Origin of the sequence: Tenacibaculum piscium (genome assembly GCF_021390715.1) — a bacterium.
GTDB lineage: Bacteria > Bacteroidota > Bacteroidia > Flavobacteriales > Flavobacteriaceae > Polaribacter > Polaribacter piscius.
In genome coordinates, this window is record NZ_JAJGWT010000009.1 from 96465 (window position 1) to 120839 (window position 24375).

Below are 24375 nucleotides of genomic sequence, written 5' to 3' on the forward strand. Positions count from 1 at the left end.
ATTTAAATTGCTTTAGATTTAACGTTATTTTCCGATTTTCCCGTTAATTCATCGCTGATAATAACGCCATCTTTTAAACGTACGATTCTTTTAGTTTCTGCTGCAACTTCTTCTTCGTGCGTAATTACAAAAACGGTCATTCCTTCTTGATTTATTTCTTTTAATAATGCAATAACGGCATCGGTTGTTGTCGAATCTAAAGCTCCTGTGGGTTCATCAGCCAATATCACTTTTGGTTTTGTAACCAAGGCTCTAGCGATTGCCACTCGTTGTTTTTGTCCTCCAGAGAGTTCATTAGGCAAATGATTTGCCCATTTTTTCAAGCCTACTTTATCTAAATATTCCAAGGCAATTTTGGCTCTTTCTTTTCTTCCAATTCCTTTGTAATATAAAGGCAACGCTACGTTTTCTAAGGCGGTTTTATAAGATATTAAATTAAAAGACTGAAAAATAAAACCTAAGAATTTATTGCGTAAAAGTGCGGCTTTTGTTTCGTTTAAATTTTCGATTAACTCACCATTTAGATAATACGTTCCTTGGTCATGCGTATCTAACAAGCCTACGATATTTAATAACGTTGATTTTCCTGAACCAGAAGATCCCATAATTGATACAAATTCACCTTCTTTAATATGTAAATTTAATCCTTTTAAAACATGGAGGGATTCTTTACCAATTGGATACGATTTATGTAAGTTTTCTATTCGAATCATTCGAGGAATATTAGTAGTTGATTTTTACTAAACAACAAGACGTTGAATTTTGATGAATGTTACAAAATATTCTTGTAATTTTACATAAATCTTGCATAAGATTCTTTAATTTCTTAAAGATTCTTAAATTTTATTTAATATTCATCTAATTTACTAAAAATGTTTCGTGATTATAAAAATCATAAAAAAATAATTTTGTTTGATGGCATTTGTAATTTTTGCAATTCTTGGGTTTTAAAAGTCATCAAATTAGATAAGAAAAATCAGTTTGTTTTTGTGTCTTTACAGTCTGAAATTGGCAAAAAAATAACCACGCATTTAGGAATTGATGCTACAAAAATTGATTCGATTATTTTGTACGAACCGAATATTTCGTATGACATAAAATCGACAGCGGTTTTAAAAATCATGGTTTCTTTTGGTGGTTTTTGGCGATTATTTTCAATTTTGACTTTTCTTCCTGAAGGTTTTCGAAATTATTGTTATGATTTTATTGCCAAAAATCGTTATAGATGGTTTGGAAAAAGGGAAAAATGTATTCTTCCTAGTGAAGAATTCAAAACCGAAATAAAGCAAAAATTTTTATAAAAAACAACCCCACTTAAAAAGCAAGCGGGGTTGTTTAAATCGGGGGATTAACTTGTAAAAAAATGGGGGACTTCTTACACTCTTTTTCTTTTATTCGCTTTTTTCTTCTTCCCTCTCTTCTTCTTTTATTTTTTTAGCTTCTTGATTTTTATAAAAAAAAGAACTTTTTTTAGTTATTAAAATAAATTTTTGAAGCTCCTAAACCAACAGGAGAAGTATATATTTCTGATTTCGTGTTTACATCAAATACTTTTAATTTACTTAATTTCGTAAATGCGTATTCCACGGTAAATAATTGATTTTGTTTTACATTCATTCCATAAATTGCTCCAACATTGATACCTTCTGTTGCTAATTTTGTAGCAGTTTCATTTATTGAATGTACTTTTTTATCTTTTCCAGTATAATAATATACATTTCCATTTTGATACGTCATTAAACTCGCATTTTCCATTTTCGGGAATGCTAATTCTTTAACTACCTTTTTAGTTGATACATTAATAAACGAAATTGCAGCAGTTGTTCTGTCAATAACTTTTGACCAATCGGCATTATAAACAGGTTTTCCTTCTGATAAAACAATTAAATTTCCAGCGTTATCAAAAGCCATTTCATCTGGATTATCTTTTACGATAATTTTTGAAACACTATTTTTAGCATTTAAATCAACTACAGAAATAATATTACTTGACGACCAAGCTCCTTTGTGAGAAACATATAATTTATTATCTTTATTTAAAATTTGTTCTACACCATTTTCTAACGAAATAGTTGTTGGTTCAATTTTATTTGTTTTTAAATTGATAATTGCGATATAATCATCTTTGGTATTTCCACCATCACCCCAATTGGTAACATATCCTTTATCGCCTACAACCGTCATATATCTAGGATTTTTTAATCCTGATTTAATTTCGGCTTTTTTCTTAAAAGTTGTTTTATCAGCAATAATAATCGTATTTACATCATTTAAAATAATATAAGCTTCTGTATCCGTAAATGTAATTGACTGAATTAACCCACCTAATTGTGCATTATTTTCGCCAGTATAAATAAAATTTGTGGCAACGTTTGACAAGGCATTATCTACGTAAGCAATCGAGCCGTCTTTATCTCCAAAGTTCCCTTCCGAACTTATAATAATCCCTTTTTTATATTCAACAAGAAATTCTTTTTCGTCTTCATCTTTAGCACAAGAAGTAAGCAGTAAATTTGCTAAAAAAAGGGCTAAAAGTAGTTTTGTAATTTTCATTTTTTTTTAAAATTTATAGTTAATATTGATGTTAAAATTTGTTCCAGGCATCGGGCGTAAGTTTGAGAAATAATACACTTTATTAAAGATATTATTTACGGTAATCCCAAGTATTGGAAGTTTTGTTGTTTTTGTTGTTTTTGTTGATAAGTTAAAATTAAGTCCTATATTTTGCACATTTACTTTTTTGAGTGCATAAAAATCTAAATTTATTTCGTTGGTATACACTTTTGTTTGATATAAACTTTGTAGAAAAACGCTAATTTTCTTATAGGAATAATCGGCTGTAAAATTCCATAAATGCTTGGGGGCGTAGGGCAAAATTTTATTATTTTCGATATTTTTAGCAGTTGTAAACGTGTAATTTGATGAAATAGCAAATCGATGGTCTGCTATTTTTTTTTGAAAACTGATAAAAGATTCTATTCCTTTATGAACTACGTCGTTTACATTTTTTGGTCGCCATAAATTACTACCTCCAGCGGGCAACCAAAGAATTTTATCATTAATATGAATATAAAATAAGGTTGATTTTAACTCGATATTTTTATTTTTATAAGAGATTCCTGTTTCTCCCTGAACCGAATTTTCTGGTACTAAGTGTAAGTTTCCTACTATCGGCCAATACATTTCGTTATACGTTGGCACTCTGTAATTGGTGGAGAAATTAGCTAGTATTTTCAATTCTGAAACTATTTGATATTCACTTGCAATAAATACAGAAAATGGCACATTAAAATCAGTGTTAAGTTCTTTTCTTAGTTGTAAACTTGTTTTTATTTTTTTGATAGGTTGATATTTTACGCTTCCGATAAAGGCTAGTGAATTTCTTTTTTTAGTTATTTTTGAATTATTTGCTGAATTATTTCCAATAATATTTTCAAAAACAGTTTTATAATTGAAGGATAGAATATTTGATGATTTATAGGTTACATCATAATTAATATGCGTTGTTTTTGATTTTCCATAACTAAAATCGGTAGCATTTTTATTGGTATAATATCGATATTCTTGGGTTAAATAGGCGATATTTAGTAGCTGTTTAAACTGTGAAGAATACTTATAATTCCATTGTAATAAATTACGTTGATTAAAATCTTCATTTCGTTCACTTCCTGCTGATGGATTTGGTAAACCATCGGAAAATAAACGATTTCCGTAATATTTTGTAGTATAAAAAGCGAGTTTATTTTTTGAATTAAATTGATGTGCGATATTAAAATTAACGCCATAATTTTTATAATTTCCATTTTGATTTTTCAACAAATCACCATTTATATCTTTATATCGTTTATCGATAAATGTATAATCGTTTTGAGAATAATTAAAGGTTGATGCTAATTTTACGCTCCATTTTTGATCACCAAAAGAACTTTTAAAAAAATTAGAAGTCGTATTAAAACTTCCATAAGAAGAGAATAAATGAAATTTCTTGTGTTTCTTAAAATTTATTTCATCGTTTAAATGGACTGTTCCACCGATAGCTCCCGAGCCAAATTCGGTACTATTTCCGCCACTTTGCACAATTATATTATCACTGACATTCGCTGATAAAGCATTAAAATCGGTTTGACCGCTACCAATTGAATTAATAGGAATACCATTCCATAAAACTAATGTATTAGAAGCTGATGTTCCTCTAAAGCGAGCTGTACTAACTCCTCCATTTCCATAATCTCTAAAAGCAATTGGGCTATTATAACGTAAAAGATTGGTTAAATTAAGTGGATTTTTAACACGTTGTTTATCCGTAATTTTTATTGATTTTACGCTTATTCGATTACTATTATTACTTTTAATTTTTCCTTTATCGGCAAGCACGACCACCTCAGCTAAAACATTCGATATTGAATCTTTTTGAGCAAAAGAATAAAATGTAATAAAAAATAATATAAAAAGTGCGTATTTTTTCATAAATATATTAAAAACCTTTATCCCGAAAGTTTGAATTATTTAAAATATAGGCAGGTCTCCTGGCTTGCGTCTTGTAATTGGTCTTCCCATTTAAAAATAAACAGTGACTTAAAGAGTAATTACAAGCTTAATAGCTTACAGTTGCGGGAACAGCTTCGGTATTTAACCGAATTCCCTTTTAATTTGATGTTACTGATGAAACATCAAAACCTAAAATTTTGCACAAATTTATGCTATTTTATTAAGAATCTAGCATCAATAAATCATTATAGTTCGAAAACTTAACAGTAAGCTCACTTGATACCTCAAAATAATTCGGATGAATCATTGCTGATAAACACGCAATACCATCGACTAAAGTACTTGCTGATGATTGTGTAAACATGGCAAAATCAGCAATAAAAACCTGTTTATTTTTAACAGCTTTTAAAGAACTCCATTCTGGTTTATCCTCTAAAAACTGCATATCTTCCATTGTTCGTGAAATTCCGTAGCCACACGGAGCAATTATTAATATCTCTGGATTATATTTTACAATTTTATCCCAAGAAATAACAATACTATCTCCTGACGGATGCGATAACAAATCGATACCACCAGCATATCCTATTTGATGAGGAATCCAATGTCCGCAATTAAACAACGGATCAATCCATTCTAACAACATTACACTTTTAGATTGTATTCTGTTTGCTCGTTGTGTATCGACTATATTGTAAATACGATTTTTAAGTTTTTGTACATATTTAATTCCTATTTCTTCTTTTCCCATTGCTTTTGCTATGGTTAACGCATTCTCAAAAACATCGTCTAAAGAATTTGGAGTTATAGAAATTAAAGTTGGTTGTTTCGCTAATTTACAAGCAGATTTTGCAACAGATTCTGTATCTATTTGACAAACATCACATACATCTTGTGTAAAAATAATATCTGGAGCAATACTTTCCAAAACAGGTTCATCAACATAATACAACGTACCTCCTTCAGCTTTTGTTTTTGAAAAAATGGTATTAATTTCATCACTAGTTAAAGTTTGCCCTTCTAACTTATATTTAACAGCAACTTGTTTTTCTGCAAGCGCAATTGCAGGACATTCAAAAGTAATACCGTCTAAGTATTCTTCTAATCCCATATCATAAATCATTTGGGTTACTGCTGGCATAAATGAGGAAACTTTCATGAAAATATATTTTAAGCGGCTAAATTACATAGTTATCAAGTATTATTCTCTTTTTCTAAAAAATCTTTACAATCTTTGCCGTCAATTTATTTCTTTACTATGATGTATTATATCTCTGGCGGAGAACGTTCAGGAAAAAGTAGCTATGCGCAACAATTAGCAGAATCATTATCTAACAATCCTTATTATTTAGCAACTTCAAGAATTTGGGATGCCGATTTTAAAAAACGTGTAGACAGACATATTTCTGATAGAGATGAACGTTGGACTACTATTGAAGAAGAAAAAAACATTAGCAATGTTATTCCTAAAAATGCCACCGTCGTTATTGATTGCGTTACTTTATGGCTGACTAATTTTTATTTAGATACTAAAAATGATGTTCAAAAAAGTTTAACATTAGCAACTGATGAAATTGACAAACTAGTTGAAATTGATGCAACTATTATTATCATATCTAATGAAATAGGAATGGGTTTACATGCTGATACTCAAATTGGCAGAAAATTTACCGAATTACAAGGATGGGTAAATCAATATATTGCTAAAAAAGCTGATAAAGCTACTTTTATAGTATCTGGTTTACCACTAAATTTAAAATAAAAACACATGTACGCTACTAATATAACCCCACTTTCAGACACGCTAAAAATAGCACTTAAAGATAAAATTGATTTTAAAACAAAACCGATTGGTTCATTAGGAGTTTTAGAAGAAATTGCCCTACAAATAGGACAAATTCAAAACAGCCTTACTCCTACTTTATCAAAACCAAGTATTGTTGTTTTTGCTGGCGATCATGGAATTGTAAAATCGAAAGTTGTAAGTCCTTATCCGCAGGAAGTAACCCAACAAATGGTGTTAAACTTCTTGAATAACGGAGCTGCAATTAACGTTTTTTGTAATCAGAATGATATCAATTTAAAAATTGTTGATGCAGGTGTAAATGCTGATTTTGAATCAAACATCAATTTAATATCAGCAAAAATAGCTAAAGGAACAAAAGATTATAGTATTGAAAAAGCAATGACCACAGCCGAGTGTTTATCAGCTTTAGATAAAGGAAAAAAACTAGTTACAGAATTACATAAACAAGGAACAAATACTATTGGTTTTGGTGAAATGGGAATTGGAAACACTTCTGCTGCTTCTTTATTAATGAGTTATTTTACAAATACATCGATTGAAAATTGTGTTGGAAAAGGAACTGGTTTAGATGATTCTGGAGTTCTTAAAAAAGCTGACATTCTTAAAAATGCACTTAATTTACATCAAAAAAATATTAAAAACCCAATAGATGCTTTAGCTACTTTTGGTGGTTTTGAAATTGTAATGATGTGCGGAGCTATGTTAGAAGCGGCATCTTTAAAAATGACCATTTTAGTAGATGGATTTATTGTTACTTCGGCTTTATTAGCTGCACAGGCTATCAATAAAAATGTTTTAGATTACTGTATTTTTTGTCATACATCAGGCGAACAAGGTCATGAAAAAATGTTGCAATTTTTAAATGCAAAACCACTCTTAAATATTGGTTTACGTTTAGGCGAAGGAACTGGTAGTGCTATTGCTTTTCCTATTGTAAAAGCTGCGATTAGTTTTTTAAATGAAATGGCAACTTTTAAAAGTGCAAATATATCTGAAGGGTAGTTTATGAAAAATCAAATTCATTATTTTTTAACTGCTGTCTTATTTTTCACGAGAATTCCTTGTCCTAAATGGGTAAATCATTCTCCTGAAATTTTAAATAAAAGCAGTCGTTATTTCTCGTTAGTTGGTATTGTTATTGGCGCAATTTCTGCCGCTGTATACCTTGGAGCTTCGTTTCTTTTTAGCCCAAGTATTGCTATTGTACTTAGCATTGTTGCTTCTGTTTGGACAACAGGTGCTTTTCATGAAGATGGTTTTGCTGATGTATGCGACGGTTTTGGTGGCGGATGGACGAAAGATAAAATTTTAACCATCATGAAAGATTCTAGATTAGGAACTTATGGTGTTGTGGGAATTGTTGCGCTTTTATCAATAAAAACATTAAGTTTATACGAGTTATTACAATTCAATAATTCGATTAAAACAATTCCTTTATTATTGATTTCAGGACATGCTATTAGCCGATTTATCGCAACTATTTTATTATACACACACGAATATGTAAGAGATATTGACACGGCTAAAGTAAAACCTACTACTCAAAAAATGAGTACAAAAGCACTAATTATTTCTGGTTTCTTCGGGATAGTACCACTTGTATTTTTTCAAGATATTAGAGTATTTGCAGTACTAATTCCTTTATTTTTAACGTATTTATACATGGGAAGTTTTTTCAAAAAATGGATTGGCGGACAAACTGGCGATTGTGCTGGTGCATTGCAACAAGTATCCGAAGTTATTTTTTATTTATCAATAATAATTATATGGAAATTATTTTAGTCAGACATACGACTCCAAATATTGAAAAAGGAGTTTGCTACGGACAAGCAGATATTGGCGTTATCGATACTTTTTTAGAAGAAATACGCCCAATTTTAAAAGAAGTTCCTGTAAAGGATTCCGAAACCGTTTATTATTCAAGTCCTTTACAGCGATGTAAATTATTAGCAGAACAATTATCTGATACTATTATTTTTGATGATAGATTAAAAGAACTAGATTTTGGAGATTGGGAACTAAAAAAATGGGATGATATCAATAAGCCCGAGTTAGATATTTGGATGAACGATTTTGTAAATATTACAGTTACTAATGGCGAATCTTACATTGATTTACATACCAGAACGGTTCAATTTTTAAATGATATTAAAAAGCTAAAAAAACAACGTGTTGTTATTGTTACCCACGCTGGAGTAATCAGAAGTTTGTGGGCTTATGTAAACAATATTTCTTTAGAAAATTCTTTCGATTTAAAGTTAAAGTACGGAGATATTATAAAATTCACACTATAATTCAATCATCAAAATGAAACATTTTTTAATACTTGTTACTCTTTCATTGTTTTTTATTCAATGTAAAACATCAGAAGAAAAAGACAGCACAAAAATAATAACAAACCAAAGCACTATTAAATATGCAAAAGGCTTTGATATTATTACGAATAATAATCAGAAAAAATTAATCATTAAAAAAGTATTTCAAAACTCTAAAAAACAATTTGAATTTACATTGACCAATAAAACATATATTTCTAAAAATCAACTAAAAATTCCTGTTGAAAAATTAGTCGTTACTAGCACCACACACATCCCGATGCTAGAACTTTTAAATAGTGAAAATAAATTAGTCGGATTTCCACACGCTAAATATATTTCATCAGAAAAAACAAGAAAAAGAATTGAAAACGGAAAAATAGTTGAACTTGGTATGGAACAAAGTATGAATACCGAAAAACTAATGGATTTACAACCCGAATTAGTTGTTGGTTTTTCTTTACATCCAAATAGTAAATTATACAAAAACATCAAAAAAGCAGGTATTCCTGTTGTTTTTAATGGCGATTGGCTAGAAGAAACACCTTTAGGAAGAGCAGAATGGATTAAATTTTTCGGAGTACTTTTAGATAAAGAAAAACAAGCAGATAGTGTTTTTAATGCGATTGAAAGAAATTACTTAGACGCTAAAAAAACAGCTAAAAAAAGCACTAATTATCCAACAATTTTATCTGGAAGTATGTTTAAAGAAGTTTGGAATGTTCCTGGAGGAAATAGTTTTATCGCTACTTTTTTTAAGGATGCACATTTAAATTATCTTTGGAAAGAAACCAAAAGCACAGGAAGTTTACAATTAAGTTTTGAAAGTGCTTTAGATAAAGGAAAAAAAGCTGATTATTGGATTGGTTGCGGCTTATACGAAACAACAGCACAATTATTAAATGCTAATAAACATTATAAAGAATTCGATGCTTTAAAAAACGAAAGCACTTATACTATCGGTACAAAAAAAGGAAAAACAGGTGGACTTATCTATTTTGAATTAGCGCCAATCAGACCTGATTTAGTTTTAAAAGATATCATCAAAATTACAAATCCAAAAGCTTTACCTAATTATAAATTAACATTTTTTGAGAAAATGAAATAAATTTTATCTGAAAAAAATATAGTGGCAAAAAATGGTGGCAAGGGGTTAAAACCCCTTGTTAAAAGGAGCTGAAAAAAGCTAAAAGCTGTGGCAAATCAGGATGAGAAACTGAACTAAAATCCCTTTGACGCATTTTTATTTTAAAACAAGGGGTTTTAACCCCTTGCCCTTGCCATGCTACTTTGAGATTACAAAAATTTTTAGAATAAAATTTAAACAAGCTCTTATTATTACTATTTTAATTATTGATTTTATTTCTTGTAATAATATGCTTAAATTTCTTTTTCAAATCATTTCCTGTGTCGTAAATCATTTGTTCATTTGATGGAAAATTTACAGATTTCAATACCGTTAAATTAAAAAAAGATTCCTCTAAAGCTCTTCTATCGCCATTATAATCGGCGTAAGTATGCTCAAAAATAAATTCACTTTCGATAGGGAAACGCTCTAGTAATTGATTTGTTTGATTATCAAAATATTTTACAATTCCTGAAACTTTACAACTTTTAAACTGCGTAAAATGATATAATTGACAACGAATTGTTCTAAAATTAGCGACTTTTATTTTAACACCTAAACTATCTTTTACATAACCGCCATTATTATTTTTCAAATATTTAAAGCCGTCTTGAACTTGTTTTTCTTTGGTAATTTCTTTTTCGTGAATTTGTTCGGGAGAAATATCGATATTTCTTAAATTTAATTCCAAATCAAAATCATAGTTTACCAAATTATTTTTTTTAGCATGATAAACCGTCCATAAGTTGTTTAATCCATACGTATCTATTGCTAACAAATCATCTTCAAGCCTTCTTGGTATCACCTGATTTGTTTGGTTATTTAAGGATACAAAAATGTAATCTGTTCCTTTTAAATGCGCTTGTTTTTGTAAATCGTTGGTGTTTTTATAATTTGGTGATATTTTATTTAACTGCGTAAAAGTATCAAATGCTTTTCTATAATTCATTTTATTTTGATAGCCTTTATTTAACAAATTAACGGCATTTTCATATAAATAATTAGCATAATTTTCTTTGGCCTGAATAATTTGAGCATCATAATTTTGTAAATTAAAATTTACATTTTTATTTGTTTTGATATTTCTAAGAGGCAAGAGTGGTTTTATTTTTTCTTGTCTATTTTTCAAGCGATTATATAGGGTATAAATAGTTTCTAAATTTGCCGAATTTGCTTCTTTTTTCAGATACGCTATTTTAGCTAAATCACTATCGGTTGCTTTTTTAAAAGCATTTTTAAGTATTAGAACGTAGGGTTGATTTTTCGCTTTAAATTTATTTTTCGCTAATTTTTTAATTGATAAGGCCATTGCTTTTTCATAATCTCCAGAGTTAAGTGCTTTGGCTGTATTTTTGACGCTATTACAAGAAATCGTTAAAAATATTGTTAGAAACAATGTTACAATTATGTTTGTAAAAAATAGCTTTGTTGTCTTTTTTTTCATCAGTTTTATAGGTTGATTTTTAATTACTGTAACAATTTAGCCATGGCTATTTTAGCAATTTCAATATTTTTAAGTTTGGTTGGTTGCTTTGCTATTTTTTGTTTCTGAACTACTTGACGCAATAAATTCACGCCAACTTTATCAAAATTATATTGTTTGTATTGTGTTCCTTTCGCGACAATATCATCAGCTAAATTTCTGATTGCTTCGGTATTGTTACTACTAGCAATTTTATCGTATGCTTTTTTGTAGAGCGATTGTATTTTTTTATCCTGACTTAAAAACATTCCTTCGATTACATTTCCAGCGATAAACGGGAGTTCTTCCTGATTATTTTCATCTAAATAAATACGTGTTAAGGGCGTTGCGATAATTTTTTTAACATCGACAGGGAGTGTTTTTGATTTTTGAATTGCCAATTTTTTATCTATATAATAGATGGCAACTAATGATTTTCCTAAAACGGCATAGGATTCACTTTGCAAACCTTTTTGAAAAACGGGTTTTAATTCAGGATTTGTTAATTTCCCTAACGTTTCGATGGCACTTGCTTTTACTAATGTTTTCGGGTCATTTGTGGCGATTTTTTTAATATTTTCGATTACATTTTTTTTAGTATTTTTATTTGCCAGATTGATATTTTCTAAGGCTAAAATTCTAATTTTATAGAAATCATCATTTAAAGCATCTGCGATTGCATTAAACGCTTTTTTATCATCTTGATATTTAGCAACCTCCACTAAAGCTTCTTTTTTATGTTGATAATTCTCAGCGTATTTTAATTGATTGATATAATCGCTTAACACTTTATTTTCGGTGATATCGCATAGTAAAACGCCATCGGCATTTACTTGAATAAAAGTTGGTTGCGTTACAAACGGAAATGTAAATGAAGCGTCTTTACTTTCTACAAAAACAGTATGGCGTGTTATTTTTTGTGATTTTTGTGATTTTCCTTCTTCAAGAATATCAATAACAAAAGGAAATTTAAAGGTATTTTCTTGCTCTTGTTTAATATTTACGGTTACTGTTTTTCGTAATTTATTATAGTCGTAGGAAACGGCTAATTTCGGATGTCCGCTATTAAAATACCATTGATTAAAAAACCAATTTAAGTCTTTTCCGCTTACTTTTTCGAAAGCCAAACGCAACTGATGTGCCTCTGCAGTACTGTATTTATTGGTAGTTAAATACGTATTTAAACCTGCGTAAAAAGCGTCATCGCCTAGATAATTACGCAACATATGTAAAATCGCACCGCCTTTGTTATAGCTAACGGCATCAAACATATCTTCTTTATCATGGTAGTTAAATCGCACTAAATGTTTATCAAAATTCTGCCCATTTTTATAGGCTTCAATATCTTCTAATAAATGTGCATCGGCATCATTTTTTCCATATTTGTACTCACGCCATAAATACTCGCTATAATTGGCAAAACTTTCGTTGACGGTTAAATTACTCCAACTCTCTGCCGTTACTAAATTCCCAAACCAATGATGAAAAGCTTCATGAGCAATGGTATTTTCATGGATATTTTCATCAATTAATTGCCCTGGCATTTGATACGCTTTTTCGCCATGAATTACCGCCGTTGTGTTTTCCATTGCACCACTTACGTAATCTCTTCCTACGATTTGTGCATATTTATTCCACGGATATTCGATTCCTGTAATTTTCGAGAAAAAAGCTAACATTTCAGGTGTATTTCCAAAAATTGCTTTTGCGTGTGGAGCATATTTTTTTTCTACATAATAATCAACGGGAATATTTTTGTAATTGTCTTTGATAATTTCATATTCCCCTACGCCCATAAAAAATAAATACGGTGCGTGTTTTTGTTTGAAATTCCAATAATCGGTTCTTGTTCCGTTGTTATTTTTTTGTTGATTTTCTAATTTCCCATTGGATAATGTTACGTATTTATTAGGAACGGTTATATAAATTTCTTGGGAAGTTTTTTGATTTGGCGCATCAATTGTGGGAAACCAGCAACTACTTGCTTCGGTTTCTCCTTGTGTCCAGATTTGTGTTGGTTTATTTTTATCCAAGCCTGTTGGGTTTATAAAATACAATCCTTTTGCCGATGTAATTGCATTACTTCCTTTTTGTTGAACTTTTTCAGGACGTGCCGTATATTTTATATAAATCGTAAATTCTTCGGATTTTTTATAGGTTCGAGGCAAGTCGATAATCAATTTAGAGTCATCATAATTATAGGCTAATTTCTGATTATTCATACTTATTTGATGAATAATCATGGCTTTTGCATCTAAGGTAATTTTATCGGTTTGATAAAAATGTGGTTTTACCGTTAGCCATTCTTCGCCGTTTAATTGTTTTTCTTTAAAATTAAAATCGACCTTTAATTTTGTATGAATTAAATCGTGAATTTTAGCTGTTTCGGCTTTATAAATTGTCGCAGATTGCGAAAATAAGGCACTACTTAAAAAAGATATTAGGACTATAGAAATTGATGTAAAAGCTTTTTGAAACTTCATAAAACTAGGCTATTTTATTTATTTTTATTTAGAAAAAGTATCGGCTATTTTAGACATTTTATTCATATCAATAATTCCTGTTAAAGAAACAATAATAGATTCTGGTGTTCCTTTTTCGGTATTTTTATCTTTGATAAATAATAATACTTCGCTTACAAAATTTTTATTTTCTGTTGATTTGACATAAATTTTAACACGAGAATTTTGGTCATTTGCTCGCATAAGTGCTACCAATTTATTTTTAACGACGGTTTGCTGCACCATTTTTTCCATTTGGGTAGCGATGCTGGTATTTTTTGTTGAAAACATTTTTAATTCTTCCAACTCTTTAATCATCGTAAAGATTTCGATAGCTTCATTATCATCAGCATCGACTTTAAATTTTGATAGAATTTCGAAGGCATCTTTATTAACAATTACGGATGAAACTTCTTCAATATTTTCTAATTCATCAAAGATTGATTGTCCAAAACTGGTTATGGAGATGCTTATAAAAGCAAGTAAAACGAGTGTATTTTTTATATATTTTTTCATAATTAATTTAGTATTATTTTGATGTTATTTTATTTTTTTAGTTGTTTTTTGTATCTTTTTTTTTGATTATTTGACAGCATTTATCACTTTCTGAACTGTTTTTTCGTAGGTATTTAAGTATTGTAATGCTTGATTTCCTTTATTTAAATTGACGGCAACTAACTTGAGTGCTTCTGTTATTTCTGCTATTTTTTTTCGTTGTTGATACTCCTTATATTTTTGATTTCCTATCGATAAAACACCTAATATTACAACTGATACTAAGACTGATACTCTCATTTTTATATATTTTTTCATCATTATTTAGTATTTTTTGAGTGTTTTTAATATTTTATTTTTTGATAGAAAGGAATCATAAGTACGAAAATCGACACCTAATATTCATTCAAATTCAATGCCATGTTGATACATAAATTAATATTTTAGTATTGGGGCTAAATTATTTCAAAAATATTTAAAAATATACTATTATTGATTAAATTGCGTTTATCTTATACGTTAATATATTCCTTATGAAATTACTAAAAGCATGTATCATTCCATTTTTTGAATCTTTTTTCGGACGATTTTCCGCTCGATTTCCCTTCCGATTTCTTTCCTTATTTTTAGTTAGTTTCTCACTGATAACCCTAGTATCTTGTAGTGAAAAAGAAAGTACGCCTGAGAATATCGAAATTCAACATTTTGTATGGCGTGGTTTAAATGCCTTTTATTTATGGCAAGATAAAATTCCCGATTTATCGGATACACGTTTTAAAAACGATGTTGAATTAAACACTTATTTAGCTGGTTTTGAGAATCCTACAGATTTATTTTACAGTTCTTTATCGATGAATGATGAATATCCGAAGAATCCGAATAGTACTTATTCTTGGATTGTTGAGGATTATATTGCGTTAGAAAATTCATTTCAAAGTATCCGATTAACCACAGGAATGAAAATAAAAGCGATAAATTATGCTGATGGTTCGGCAAAATATTACGTCTATGTATATGATGTTTCCAAAGGTTCAGATGCCGATACTAAAGGTATCAAACGAGGCATGCTTATAAATCAAGTGAATGGCACGGAAATCACGAAAGATAATATTAATGATTTATTTAATGAAGCGTCATTTACAGTACATTTAGCTGATTATCAACAAGGAAATCCTGTTAGTAATGGCAGAACTGTTTTATTAACAACAAGTCAAGTTACAGAAAATCCGATACAACAAGCCAAAGTAATTACACAGGGAAGTAACAGAATTGGGTATTTATTATACAATCAATTTTCGAGTTCTTTTGATGAAGCTTTAAACGCCGAATTTTTAAATTTTAAAAATGAAGCAATTACCGATTTAATTGTTGATTTGCGTTACAACGGCGGAGGTTCTGTACAATCTGCGAGTTATTTAGCTCAAATGATTACAGGTCAATTTACAGGTGAATTATTTTCAAAACAAGTTTGGAATCATAAAGTAAATGCCAATTTCAGCCCTGATTTTTTCAACAATAATTTTACGGATAAAATCATCAATAAAGATAATCAAGGAACTATTGTTTCAGAAAAAAACATCGAAGGATTACATTTAAATAGGGTTTATTTTATTGTTTCTGGAAATTCTGCTTCTGCTTCTGAGCTTGTTATCAATGGATTAAAACCTTATATTGATGTCAAATTAGTTGGAACACAAACCTACGGAAAACATGTCGGTTCAATAACTTTGTACGATTCGGATAATTTTATGCGTACTGGCGAAAATTTAAAAACCAGTCATACTTGGGCAATGCAACCGATTGTTTTGGAGATTCAAAATAAAAAGGGCGAAAACAAACCTAATGGATTTATTCCAGAAGTTATCATACAAGAAACTCCGAATGCGTTAGGTATTTTGGGCGATTCGAGCGAGCCTTTATTAGCAAAAACAATTGAATATATTACCAAAGGAGCTAGAGAAAGTGTGCCATCAAAAAGAATTTTTCCAAAATCTTTTGTTTGGGATTCATCAATGAAAAATCCTGATTATAATACAATGTATGTTGATTTTAAGTAAAAAAATCTAGCATTTACAATATAAAATCCAGCTTTATCGCTGGATTTTTAGTTTTAGAGCCTGTTTAAAAATTAAATTATCGTCATGCTGAATTTATTTCAGCATCGCACAAGGCTAATAACTGTGGCAAATTAGGATGCGAAACTGAAATAAATTCAGTTTGACGGATTCGATTTTCTATTTTTATACTATAAAATTTTTTTAAATGAAATTTAAATAGGCTCTTCGTTTTTTATTGAGTTATTGAGTTTTTTTATGCTGATTGATACTTAATTAAAATTATTTTCGATGTTTTCAATATTTTCTAAGCCTTCTTCAATTTCTTGATTTTCAATCATTTCAGGTCTAAAAGGAATCATTTTTTCTTCGTCTAATTTTTTGGCGTATAAATAACCTGATTTCCACCATTTGGTCATTAATTTTTTATCAAAAACTAAGGTATTTGTGGTTAAAACCGTGGGCGTATAATATAAATTTAGTTGCACATCGTGATGTTTTGCTGATAATTTACCAATCGTAATATTATGACGTTCAACATTTTCGAGCATAAAATCAAAAACATCGAGCATTAACGAAAACGGATTTTTAGCAGGAATTCGATTAATTTGTGTTACTTCAGTTTCTAAAATAATGGCATCAATTTCTTTTGCCCCACGTAAAATTGCTTCTCGAATCGGTATTAAACTTCCAAAACCGCCATCGGCATATTGACAATTATTTTTTTCTAGCAAGCTCATAAAAGGCACGTAATTGCACGAACCCCAAATCCAATCGCAAAAATCTTCGTAGGTACATGCAGAAATCGCTTTGTATTCAATTTGATTTGCTGTTAAATTCGATAAAGTAACTACGACTTCTTTATTATCATTTCGAATTTGATGGTACATTTCTCTAGTAACATTTTTTTTAATCAGTTTTCGTAAATTTTTGCTTTCGCCAAAAGTTTTTCTGCCATTTAAAAAGTTCCAAAATGTATTTATATGCCGAATAGAAATGACTTTTTCGCCATGCACGGTTTTTATTTTAAAAGGACTGTTGCTAAAAATTGCTTTTTGATCAACATTGGTATATAATTCCTTTAAGCCATCAACATCATTGAGCGCCAAGTGCGATACCATTAAACTTCCTGTTGATGTTCCTAAAAACAGATCGTAATCTTTCTTTTTATCTTTGATTAAAAACTCTGCAACACCGCCTGCAAAGGCTCCTTTACTTCCACCTCCAGAAATTACCAATGCTTTTTTCATGTATTTTTTTACTATTTTTTTTGATATTTTCTTGCTGTTTCTATGCTGATAATCAACTTGGTTTTGTTAATTTTAGCCTTGTAAAAATATCAAAAAAATGAAACATTTCACTATTTTAATTTTAATCTTATTTAGTTATTTTTCTTGTAAAGAAACTTCTGAAAAAACAGGAATTATCAGAAATTTTAAAACGATTCAAATTAATGAATTTGAACAAAAAAGCACGAGTATTCGGGCGATAAAATCGATTAGTGAAAAAGAGGTGATTTATGCAGGGTCGAACGGAATTATCGGTACGACTAAAAATGGTGGTATTTCTTGGGAGTACAAAAAACTACGTTATCAGGACACGATTATTCCTAATTTTAGAAGTATTGCCTTAAATAATAAAAATATTTTTGCTTTATCGATTGAAAACCCTGCATTGTTGTATCAAATAAATTCAGATACTACAAAGATTGTGTATTCTGAAAAACATCCGAAGGTCTTTTATAATAGTTTACATTTTTTTGCTGATAAAAAACACGGAATTGCCGTGGGCGATCCAACAGAAAATCGTGCTTCTATCCTTTTAACTTCTGATGGTGGAAATTCTTGGCAAAAATTATCCTATGAAAAATCACCAAAACTAGCAGAAGGAGAAGCTTTTTTTGCCGCAAGTAATACCAATATTGCAATTGTTAAAAATACCGTTTGGATTGGTACAGGTGGTAAAAAAGCACGTGTTTTAAAATCTACGGATTTTGGAAATTCTTGGCATATTTTTGATACGCCAATTATCCAAGGAAATATAGGTGATGGCATTTATTCTATTGCTTTTTATGATAAAAATAACGGTATTATTATGGGTGGAAATTACACAAAACCAACCGATAATTGTGCCAATAAAGCCATTACTATTGATGGTGGAAAAACATGGAAATTAGTAGCTAAAAATCAAAATCCTAGCTTTAAAAGTTGTGTGCAATATGTACCAAATTCCGATGGAAAAGAAATTTTTGCAGTAGGAAAAACAGGAATTTCATTTTCTAATGATGGCGGAATTTCTTGGCAAAAAGTAAGTGAAGAAAATTATTATGCCATCGATTTTATTGATAAAAATACGGCTTGGTTATCTGGTGATAAAAAAATAGGAAAACTAATTTTAAAATAAGTATAATTAGGTATTTTTGTTTCTATGAAACAAATCAGCAGTATCCAAAATCCTTATATTAAAGAGTTATTAAAACTTCAAGATAAATCTCGGGAGCGAAAAAAGAAAGGCTTATTTTTAGTCGAAGGACAACGTGAAATTTCGTTAGTTATCAAAGGAAATTATCAAATAGAAACGCTTTTATTTGTCCCTGAAATGTTTTCTTCTGATGCTTTAAAAACTATTAAAGTAGCGACTGCTACTTGTATTGAAATTACCAAAGAAATTTATCAAAAAATCGCCTATCGTGATACTACCGAAGGTGTAATTGCTGTTGTAAAATCTAAAGATTTTAGTATAAATTTAATTCAATTTAAAACAGAAAACCCACTAGTTTTGGTATTAGAAAGTATTGAAAAACCTGGAAATATCGGTGCAATGCTTCGTACTACCGATGCCGCAAATATCGATGCCGTTCTTATAGCAAACCCAAAAACAGATTTATTCAATCCGAATATTGTACGCTCTAGTGTGGGTTGTGTTTTCACCAATCAAATTGGCGTTGGAACATCCGAAGAAATTATTGCTTTTTTACAAGAAAATAATATCAATATTTACAGTGCAACCTTGCAAAATTCGAACGAATATCATAAAAACGACTATACAAAATCAACAGCATTAGTTGTTGGTACAGAAGCCACGGGTTTAACCCAAATTTGGCGTGAAAAAGCCACACAAAACATCAATATTCCAATGCAAGGACAAATAGATTCGATGAATGTTTCCGTAGCCGCCGCAATTTTAACTTTTGAAGCAAAACGACAACGAGCGTTTAAGATGTAATAAACGCAAAAATCTTCAATTTCACTAAAATAAAAGATTAATTACAACCTTAATTATGGATATAAAAAGTAATCAAGATAAGAATCAACAATATGAAAAAACAACTGAAAAAGCTATTAAAAAAATTAGAAAACAAGCGACTCAAGAACAATTAGATAACCCGCTTCATGGCGTAAAATTAGTTCAAGTTTTAGAGCGTTTAGTAGCATATTATGGCTGGGAATATTTAGGAGAACGTGTAAATATTCGTTGTTTTATCAATAATCCTAGCATGAAATCAAGCCTTGGTTTTTTAAGAAAAACAGCTTGGGCGAGAGAACATGTTGAAGATATTTATTTAGAAATGATTGAGAAAACAGCATCAAAAGAATAAAAAATTAGTTTTCATTCAAATCAATTTATTTTAGTAATTTCGAAGCTCTAAACAAATTGAATAAATAAATCGAATGAAAGTCTGTATTGCCGAAAAACCAAGTGTAGCAAGAGAAATTGCGAATATATTAGGAGCGAATACCAAGCGAGATGGCTATTTTGAAGGAAATGGTTATGCGGTAACCTACACTTTTGGGCATTTGTGCACACTTTTAGAACCCAAAGATTACAAACCACATTGGAAAAGTTGGGATTTAAATAATTTACCGATGCTACCCGACCATTTTAATACTAAAGTTACTGGTGATGAAGGTATTCAAAAACAATTTAAAATTGTAAAATCATTATTTGACAAAGCCGATGTCGTTATTAATTGTGGCGATGCAGGAACGGAAGGAGAATTAATACAACGCTGGGTTATAAATCAAGCAGGTTATAAAGGCGAAGTACAACGTTTATGGATTTCATCGCTAACCGAAGAAGCAATTCGAGAAGGTTTTGAGAATTTAAAACCCGCATCACAATACGATAATTTATATTACGCAGGTTTTTCACGTGCCATCGGCGATTGGTTATTAGGCTTAAATGCCACCCGATTATACACTGTTAAATTTGGTGGATACAAACAAGTTTTATCCGTAGGAAGAGTGCAAACGCCTACTCTTGCGATGCTCGTTAATCGATTTAAAGAGATTCAAAATTTTAAATCACAGCCATATTGGGAATTACAAACCTTATATAGAGACACGCTTTTTAGCTACGAAGAAGGTCGTTTTTTAAAAAAAGCAGCAGGGCAAATTTTTGCTGATAAAGTAAAAGAAAGTGATTTTGAAATTACTTCAGTAACCAAGAAAAAAGGAAAAGAATACGCTCCTAAATTATTTGATTTAACAGGATTACAAGTATATTGTAATACTAAATTTGGCTTTTCCGCGGATGAAACATTAAAAATGGTTCAAAAGCTTTATGAAATGAAAGTCGTAACTTATCCAAGAGTTGATACTACTTTTTTACCCAACGATGTGTACCCAAAAATAGCAGGGATTTTAGGGAAATTAACCAATTTTAATACCTTAACAAAACCATTATTAGGTCAGAAAATAAAGAAATCTAAAAAGGTTTTTGATGATAAAAAAGTAACCGATCACCACGCGATTATTCCTACTGGGATTCAAAATAATTTACCTTATAATCAGCAACAAGTATACGATATTATTACCCGTCGTTTTATTGCTGTTTTTTATCCTGAAAGTGATGTTTCTAATACTTCTGTGATTGGAAAAGTTGGTGATATATCCTTCAAAACAAGTGGAAAAGAAATTTTATCAAAAGGATGGCGTATTGTTTTTGAAGATGAAAATAACACCAAAAAAACGACAACTAACGTATTACCAACTTTTGTAAAAGGGGAAAAAGGAACGCATGAACCTAGTTTTTTACAAAAAGAAACCAAACCGCCACGAAATTACACCGAAGCAAGTTTATTACGTTCTATGGAAACTGCTGGAAAACAAGTTGATGATGATGAAATGCGTGAATTAATGAAGGAAAACGGAATTGGTCGTCCATCAACACGTGCAAGTATTATTGAAACTTTATTCCGAAGAAAATATATTGAACGTCAGAAAAAACTGGTAATTCCGACTAAAACAGGAATTGATTTAATTGATTTAATTGATAATGAATTATTAAAATCGGCAGAACTTACAGGACTTTGGGAAAAACGTTTAAAAGAAATTGAACGTGGTGAATTTAATGCTGGAACATTTATCAATAATATGAAAAAAATGGTGGATGAATTGGTTTATGAAGTACGTTCAAGTAACAAAACAAAACGAATTTCTTCTGAAAATGAAATACCTAACTCAAATACAAAAGAAAAAAAAGCTGTTACAGCTAAAAAAATAATTAAAACAATCGTTGGTAAAGAATGTCCAAAATGTAAAAAAGGGCAGCTATTAAAAGGAAGTACCGCTTACGGATGTTCGAGTTATAAAACTGGTTGTAGTTTTACATTACCTTTTAGTTTTATGGATAAAAAAATATCTGAAAATCAATTAATTCGCTTGCTCGACAAAGGCTGTACCACTAATTTAAAAGGTTTCATAAAAAGCAATGAAAAAGTAGAAGGCTTAGTTCGTTTTGATGAAAATTTCAACTTAAAACTAGAAGAAAAACAAATAGTAGTTGAAAAAAATACACAAACAAATACTGATAAAATTCCGTGTCCGAAATGTAAAAAAGGAATAGTTATAAAAGGAAAATCTGCTTACGGATGTTCTGATTATAAAAACGGTTGTGATTTTGTATTTACGTTCGATAACATCAAAAAAATAGCCAACGGACAAGCGTTGACTAAAGACTTGGTTTTAAATATTATTAGTACTAATTAAGTTCTTTATAATAATATTCAATTAATTTATCAGGATTTTTTATCGTGTTTTTTATCCATTGAAAATACAAAAAACGCTGTTCTTCTTTGCTTAATTTCCAGTCGATATTTGTTTTACGCAAACGTGCTGTAACATCGTTCAACGTGATTGCAGCCGCTACCGAAATATTTAAACTTTCGGTAAAACCAACCATCGGAATTTTTAAAAAACCATCAGCTTCTTGTTTTATATACTCGGAAATTCCATCTTTTTCAGCACCAAATACAAATGCCGATTTTTTAGTAACATCAAAATCAGATAATACACAAGAATTCGTGTGTGGCGTTGTACCAATTATCTGATACCCTTTTGCACGTAAATCTTGTAAACAAGCTTTTGTATTGTCTCCATCTTCTTTGTATCTGTTGATGTTTAACCATTTTTGACTTCCTTTTGCGACGTGTCGAGATACTTTATTGGTAAATCTATTTTCAATAGCATATACATCTTGAACTCCAAAAATATCACAACTTCTGACTACGGCACTTGCATTATGAGGTTGATAAATATCTTCTAAAACAACGGTAAAATGACGTGTTCTTTCATTCAGAACGTTATTAAATGTTTCTTTTCTTTTATCGGTAATAAAACTTTCTAAATATGCTAATAATCCTTGGTCAATCATGTTGCAAAAATACTGAAAAAATAATTTTATATTTTATTTTTAAGATATGATTACGACGTTAATTTATTAAAATAGGTAAATATTTCTCCTTTTGATATTGAGCTTCCTTTTTCGATTAGGTCAAAAATTTCTTGATTTCTTTCTTTATTATATTTTTTAGTTCCTGTAAAAAGTTCTATTTTTTCATGATTAGGATTTTTCATTAACCATTCAAAACCTTGTTGTTCTAGCAGATTTATATTTTTATCGATGGTAATCATAATTCGATGGATTTCATTTTCATCGCATTTAAATAGATTGACCATTTTTGGTGAAAAATGTTCTAAATATTGGATTTTGGTGAGTACGTCATCCCACACGACATCGCTAAAAACGTTCATTTCATCTTGTGCGACTGTTGGTTTTTGTTCTTTTAATTCTTTCCATTCTTTAGCATCTATAGTTTGTGATGCTAAAAAACGAGCAAATTCTTGGTGTAATCCTTCAAATTGTTCTTTGGTTAGTTGTCTATACTTCATTTGGCAATTTTAATAATAAATTATCAGATATATTAAATATTTCATTATTTTTTATTTGAAGCTATTCCCGCTTTCCGCACTCGCTTTTTTTTGAAGAAAAATCAAAAAAAGAGCTCAAACAATTGCTTCAATCAGGGCTAAGTCTATTTATTTAGTTTCGGTAAATTCATAAATTAGTTTTTATTTATGAAATCCAGTCATTTCAAAGAATCTTTTTAACAGATAGGCAAACGCGTAGTAATTATTAGAGTCTGTTTTAAATTTTATCTGAAAAAAAATATCAGAGAAAAATAATAAATCGAATCCGTCAACCTGAATTTATTTCAGTTTCACATCCTCATTTGCCATTTTCCATAGTTTTTACGATGCTAAAATAAATTCATTCAGTATGATGTTTATAGATTAAAAAAGAGCTTTAATCATTTCTTTCAGTTTAGCACAAAAAAAAACCTCAATCTTTATAGATTGAGGTTTCAAAGAAAGGCAACGACCTACTCTCCCACCATTGGCAGTACCATCGGCGCAAATGGGCTTAACTTCTCTGTTCGGGATGGWAAGAGGTGAGCCCCATTGCGATAATCACCTTAAAWYGTTTCAGTATATTTCAACTGTATAAGTTAACATATTGGTAAAAATTATATCGTAAATAATCAAAAGAGTTGGTGCTTGCAGTACCATCGGCGCAAATGGGCTTAACTTCTCTGTTCGGGATGGAAAGAGGTGAGCCCCATTGCGATAATCACCTTAAAATGTTTCAGTATATTTCAACTGTATAAGTTAACATATTGGTAAAAATTATATCGTAAATAATCAAAAGANCGTTTCAGTATATTTCAACTGTATAAGTTAACATATTGGTAAAAATTATATCGTAAATAATCAAAAGAGTTGGTGCTTGCGCCCTTTCGAGCGCAAGACTTCTACATAAGCCTATGGGTTATTAGTAATACTCGGC

General features: G+C 30.0%; 22 protein-coding genes, 2 rRNA genes and 1 riboswitch. Of the genes, 11 read left to right on the forward strand and 13 right to left on the reverse strand.

Annotated features, from left to right (window positions below; all coding sequences use genetic code 11):
- Window positions 1-2: 2 nt before the first annotated feature.
- Window positions 3-713, reverse strand: a complete 711-nt coding sequence (locus tag L0U77_RS09515; RefSeq protein ID WP_233897132.1) for an ABC transporter ATP-binding protein — start codon at window positions 711-713, stop codon at window positions 3-5.
- Between the two features lie 159 nt (window positions 714-872).
- On the opposite strand from L0U77_RS09515, the gene L0U77_RS09520 reads away from it, so the two are divergent.
- On the forward strand, window positions 873-1301 hold the full coding sequence (locus L0U77_RS09520; protein WP_233897131.1) for a thiol-disulfide oxidoreductase DCC family protein: 429 nt from the start codon (window positions 873-875) through the stop codon (window positions 1299-1301).
- Between the two features lie 169 nt (window positions 1302-1470).
- Here L0U77_RS09520 and L0U77_RS09525 read toward each other — a convergent pair whose 3' ends face one another.
- The 3 genes from L0U77_RS09525 to L0U77_RS09535 all read right to left on the reverse strand — a co-directional run bounded on the left by L0U77_RS09525 (window position 1471) and on the right by L0U77_RS09535 (window position 5647).
- Window positions 1471-2553, reverse strand: a complete 1083-nt coding sequence (locus L0U77_RS09525; RefSeq protein ID WP_101917218.1) for a YncE family protein — start codon at window positions 2551-2553, stop codon at window positions 1471-1473.
- Between the two features lie 6 nt (window positions 2554-2559).
- Window positions 2560-4467: a TonB-dependent receptor plug domain-containing protein gene (locus L0U77_RS09530; protein ID WP_233901082.1), complete on the reverse strand. Its 1908-nt coding sequence runs from the start codon at window positions 4465-4467 to the stop codon at window positions 2560-2562.
- Between the two features lie 32 nt (window positions 4468-4499).
- Window positions 4500-4696, reverse strand: a riboswitch (cobalamin riboswitch).
- A 12-nt stretch (window positions 4697-4708) separates the two neighbouring features.
- Window positions 4709-5647, reverse strand: coding sequence for an ABC transporter substrate-binding protein (locus tag L0U77_RS09535; protein WP_233901083.1), 939 nt, complete (start codon window positions 5645-5647; stop codon window positions 4709-4711).
- Window positions 5648-5746: 99 nt separating this feature from the next.
- On the opposite strand from L0U77_RS09535, the gene L0U77_RS09540 reads away from it, so the two are divergent.
- Genes L0U77_RS09540 through L0U77_RS09560 form a run of 5 tightly spaced genes read left to right on the forward strand, consistent with a single transcriptional unit; the run spans window position 5747 to window position 9718 of the window.
- Window positions 5747-6250 (forward strand): bifunctional adenosylcobinamide kinase/adenosylcobinamide-phosphate guanylyltransferase, encoded by a 504-nt coding sequence (locus tag L0U77_RS09540; protein WP_233901084.1) that lies wholly within the window; start codon window positions 5747-5749, stop codon window positions 6248-6250.
- A 6-nt stretch (window positions 6251-6256) separates the two neighbouring features.
- Window positions 6257-7297, forward strand: a complete 1041-nt coding sequence (cobT, locus tag L0U77_RS09545) for a nicotinate-nucleotide--dimethylbenzimidazole phosphoribosyltransferase (protein ID WP_233901085.1) — start codon at window positions 6257-6259, stop codon at window positions 7295-7297.
- A gap of 3 nt (window positions 7298-7300) precedes the next feature.
- Entirely contained in the window at window positions 7301-8077 is a 777-nt protein-coding gene (locus tag L0U77_RS09550) for an adenosylcobinamide-GDP ribazoletransferase (protein ID WP_233901086.1), read from the forward strand.
- Entirely contained in the window at window positions 8062-8589 is a 528-nt protein-coding gene (cobC, locus tag L0U77_RS09555; RefSeq protein WP_233899050.1) for an alpha-ribazole phosphatase, read from the forward strand. The genes L0U77_RS09550 and cobC overlap by 16 nt, the downstream gene beginning before the upstream one ends.
- 13 nt (window positions 8590-8602) lie before the next feature.
- Window positions 8603-9718 (forward strand): ABC transporter substrate-binding protein, encoded by a 1116-nt coding sequence (locus L0U77_RS09560; RefSeq protein ID WP_233901087.1) that lies wholly within the window; start codon window positions 8603-8605, stop codon window positions 9716-9718.
- 238 nt (window positions 9719-9956) lie between these two features.
- Here L0U77_RS09560 and L0U77_RS09565 read toward each other — a convergent pair whose 3' ends face one another.
- From L0U77_RS09565 to L0U77_RS09580, 4 genes are all read right to left on the reverse strand, one after another.
- The gene (locus tag L0U77_RS09565) at window positions 9957-11180 is read right to left on the reverse strand and encodes a hypothetical protein (RefSeq protein ID WP_233901088.1); all 1224 of its coding nucleotides are present in this window, start codon (window positions 11178-11180) and stop codon (window positions 9957-9959) included.
- Between the two features lie 23 nt (window positions 11181-11203).
- Window positions 11204-13681 (reverse strand): M1 family metallopeptidase, encoded by a 2478-nt coding sequence (locus tag L0U77_RS09570; protein WP_233901089.1) that lies wholly within the window; start codon window positions 13679-13681, stop codon window positions 11204-11206.
- 24 nt (window positions 13682-13705) lie between these two features.
- Window positions 13706-14215, reverse strand: a complete 510-nt coding sequence (locus L0U77_RS09575; protein ID WP_233862001.1) for a DUF4252 domain-containing protein — start codon at window positions 14213-14215, stop codon at window positions 13706-13708.
- Between the two features lie 66 nt (window positions 14216-14281).
- The gene (locus L0U77_RS09580) at window positions 14282-14494 is read right to left on the reverse strand and encodes a hypothetical protein (RefSeq protein WP_145993212.1); all 213 of its coding nucleotides are present in this window, start codon (window positions 14492-14494) and stop codon (window positions 14282-14284) included.
- Between the two features lie 233 nt (window positions 14495-14727).
- Between L0U77_RS09580 and L0U77_RS09585 the strand changes: the two genes are divergently transcribed.
- Window positions 14728-16251: a S41 family peptidase gene (locus tag L0U77_RS09585; RefSeq protein ID WP_233901090.1), complete on the forward strand. Its 1524-nt coding sequence runs from the start codon at window positions 14728-14730 to the stop codon at window positions 16249-16251.
- 269 nt (window positions 16252-16520) lie between these two features.
- Here L0U77_RS09585 and L0U77_RS09590 read toward each other — a convergent pair whose 3' ends face one another.
- Window positions 16521-17498, reverse strand: a complete 978-nt coding sequence (locus L0U77_RS09590; RefSeq protein ID WP_233901091.1) for a patatin-like phospholipase family protein — start codon at window positions 17496-17498, stop codon at window positions 16521-16523.
- Between the two features lie 97 nt (window positions 17499-17595).
- Between L0U77_RS09590 and L0U77_RS09595 the strand changes: the two genes are divergently transcribed.
- The 4 genes from L0U77_RS09595 (at window position 17596) to L0U77_RS09610 (ending at window position 22238) form a co-directional block, all read left to right on the forward strand.
- Window positions 17596-18651 (forward strand): WD40/YVTN/BNR-like repeat-containing protein, encoded by a 1056-nt coding sequence (locus tag L0U77_RS09595; RefSeq protein ID WP_233897119.1) that lies wholly within the window; start codon window positions 17596-17598, stop codon window positions 18649-18651.
- A 24-nt stretch (window positions 18652-18675) separates the two neighbouring features.
- Window positions 18676-19473 carry a TrmH family RNA methyltransferase gene (locus L0U77_RS09600; RefSeq protein WP_233897118.1) on the forward strand — a complete coding sequence of 266 codons (798 nt, stop codon included), beginning with the start codon at window positions 18676-18678 and terminating at the stop codon, window positions 19471-19473.
- A 55-nt stretch (window positions 19474-19528) separates the two neighbouring features.
- Window positions 19529-19846, forward strand: coding sequence for a VF530 family protein (locus tag L0U77_RS09605; protein WP_101917240.1), 318 nt, complete (start codon window positions 19529-19531; stop codon window positions 19844-19846).
- 73 nt (window positions 19847-19919) lie between these two features.
- Window positions 19920-22238 (forward strand): type IA DNA topoisomerase, encoded by a 2319-nt coding sequence (locus L0U77_RS09610; protein ID WP_233897117.1) that lies wholly within the window; start codon window positions 19920-19922, stop codon window positions 22236-22238.
- On the opposite strand, the gene L0U77_RS09615 is transcribed toward L0U77_RS09610, so the two are convergent.
- The 4 genes from L0U77_RS09615 to rrf (L0U77_RS11960) all read right to left on the reverse strand — a co-directional run bounded on the left by L0U77_RS09615 (window position 22231) and on the right by rrf (L0U77_RS11960) (window position 24167).
- Complete coding sequence (locus L0U77_RS09615) at window positions 22231-22902, reverse strand: TrmH family RNA methyltransferase (RefSeq protein WP_233897116.1); 672 nt, start codon at window positions 22900-22902, stop codon at window positions 22231-22233. The two genes, L0U77_RS09610 and L0U77_RS09615, sit on opposite strands and share 8 nt — an antisense overlap.
- Before the next feature lie 50 nt (window positions 22903-22952).
- Entirely contained in the window at window positions 22953-23420 is a 468-nt protein-coding gene (locus L0U77_RS09620; RefSeq protein WP_233897115.1) for a DUF6495 family protein, read from the reverse strand.
- A 478-nt stretch (window positions 23421-23898) separates the two neighbouring features.
- Window positions 23899-24007: ribosomal RNA gene (gene rrf, locus L0U77_RS09625) — 5S ribosomal RNA — on the reverse strand.
- A 42-nt stretch (window positions 24008-24049) separates the two neighbouring features.
- Window positions 24050-24167: ribosomal RNA gene (rrf, locus tag L0U77_RS11960) — 5S ribosomal RNA — on the reverse strand.
- Window positions 24168-24375 lie beyond the last annotated feature (208 nt).

Excerpts from the sequence above, each read along its gene's own strand:
- cobC (WP_233899050.1), top strand. The coding sequence starts at position 8,062 with ATGGAAATTATTTTAGTCAGACATACGACTCCAAATATTGAAAAAGGA.
- L0U77_RS09580 (WP_145993212.1), bottom strand. The coding sequence starts at position 14,494 with ATGAGAGTATCAGTCTTAGTATCAGTTGTAATATTAGGTGTTTTATCG.
- L0U77_RS09600 (WP_233897118.1), top strand. The coding sequence starts at position 18,676 with ATGAAACAAATCAGCAGTATCCAAAATCCTTATATTAAAGAGTTATTA.
- L0U77_RS09575 (WP_233862001.1), bottom strand. The coding sequence starts at position 14,215 with ATGAAAAAATATATAAAAAATACACTCGTTTTACTTGCTTTTATAAGC.
- L0U77_RS09590 (WP_233901091.1), bottom strand. The coding sequence starts at position 17,498 with ATGAAAAAAGCATTGGTAATTTCTGGAGGTGGAAGTAAAGGAGCCTTT.
- L0U77_RS09560 (WP_233901087.1), top strand. The coding sequence starts at position 8,603 with ATGAAACATTTTTTAATACTTGTTACTCTTTCATTGTTTTTTATTCAA.
- L0U77_RS09585 (WP_233901090.1), top strand. The coding sequence starts at position 14,728 with ATGAAATTACTAAAAGCATGTATCATTCCATTTTTTGAATCTTTTTTC.
- L0U77_RS09530 (WP_233901082.1), bottom strand. The coding sequence starts at position 4,467 with ATGAAAAAATACGCACTTTTTATATTATTTTTTATTACATTTTATTCT.
- cobT (WP_233901085.1), top strand. The coding sequence starts at position 6,257 with ATGTACGCTACTAATATAACCCCACTTTCAGACACGCTAAAAATAGCA.
- L0U77_RS09615 (WP_233897116.1), bottom strand. The coding sequence starts at position 22,902 with ATGATTGACCAAGGATTATTAGCATATTTAGAAAGTTTTATTACCGAT.
- L0U77_RS09515 (WP_233897132.1), bottom strand. The coding sequence starts at position 713 with ATGATTCGAATAGAAAACTTACATAAATCGTATCCAATTGGTAAAGAA.
- L0U77_RS09565 (WP_233901088.1), bottom strand. The coding sequence starts at position 11,180 with ATGAAAAAAAAGACAACAAAGCTATTTTTTACAAACATAATTGTAACA.
- L0U77_RS09620 (WP_233897115.1), bottom strand. The coding sequence starts at position 23,420 with ATGAAGTATAGACAACTAACCAAAGAACAATTTGAAGGATTACACCAA.
- L0U77_RS09550 (WP_233901086.1), top strand. The coding sequence starts at position 7,301 with ATGAAAAATCAAATTCATTATTTTTTAACTGCTGTCTTATTTTTCACG.
- L0U77_RS09540 (WP_233901084.1), top strand. The coding sequence starts at position 5,747 with ATGATGTATTATATCTCTGGCGGAGAACGTTCAGGAAAAAGTAGCTAT.
- L0U77_RS09610 (WP_233897117.1), top strand. The coding sequence starts at position 19,920 with ATGAAAGTCTGTATTGCCGAAAAACCAAGTGTAGCAAGAGAAATTGCG.
- L0U77_RS09570 (WP_233901089.1), bottom strand. The coding sequence starts at position 13,681 with ATGAAGTTTCAAAAAGCTTTTACATCAATTTCTATAGTCCTAATATCT.
- L0U77_RS09605 (WP_101917240.1), top strand. The coding sequence starts at position 19,529 with ATGGATATAAAAAGTAATCAAGATAAGAATCAACAATATGAAAAAACA.
- L0U77_RS09595 (WP_233897119.1), top strand. The coding sequence starts at position 17,596 with ATGAAACATTTCACTATTTTAATTTTAATCTTATTTAGTTATTTTTCT.
- L0U77_RS09535 (WP_233901083.1), bottom strand. The coding sequence starts at position 5,647 with ATGAAAGTTTCCTCATTTATGCCAGCAGTAACCCAAATGATTTATGAT.
- L0U77_RS09525 (WP_101917218.1), bottom strand. The coding sequence starts at position 2,553 with ATGAAAATTACAAAACTACTTTTAGCCCTTTTTTTAGCAAATTTACTG.
- L0U77_RS09520 (WP_233897131.1), top strand. The coding sequence starts at position 873 with ATGTTTCGTGATTATAAAAATCATAAAAAAATAATTTTGTTTGATGGC.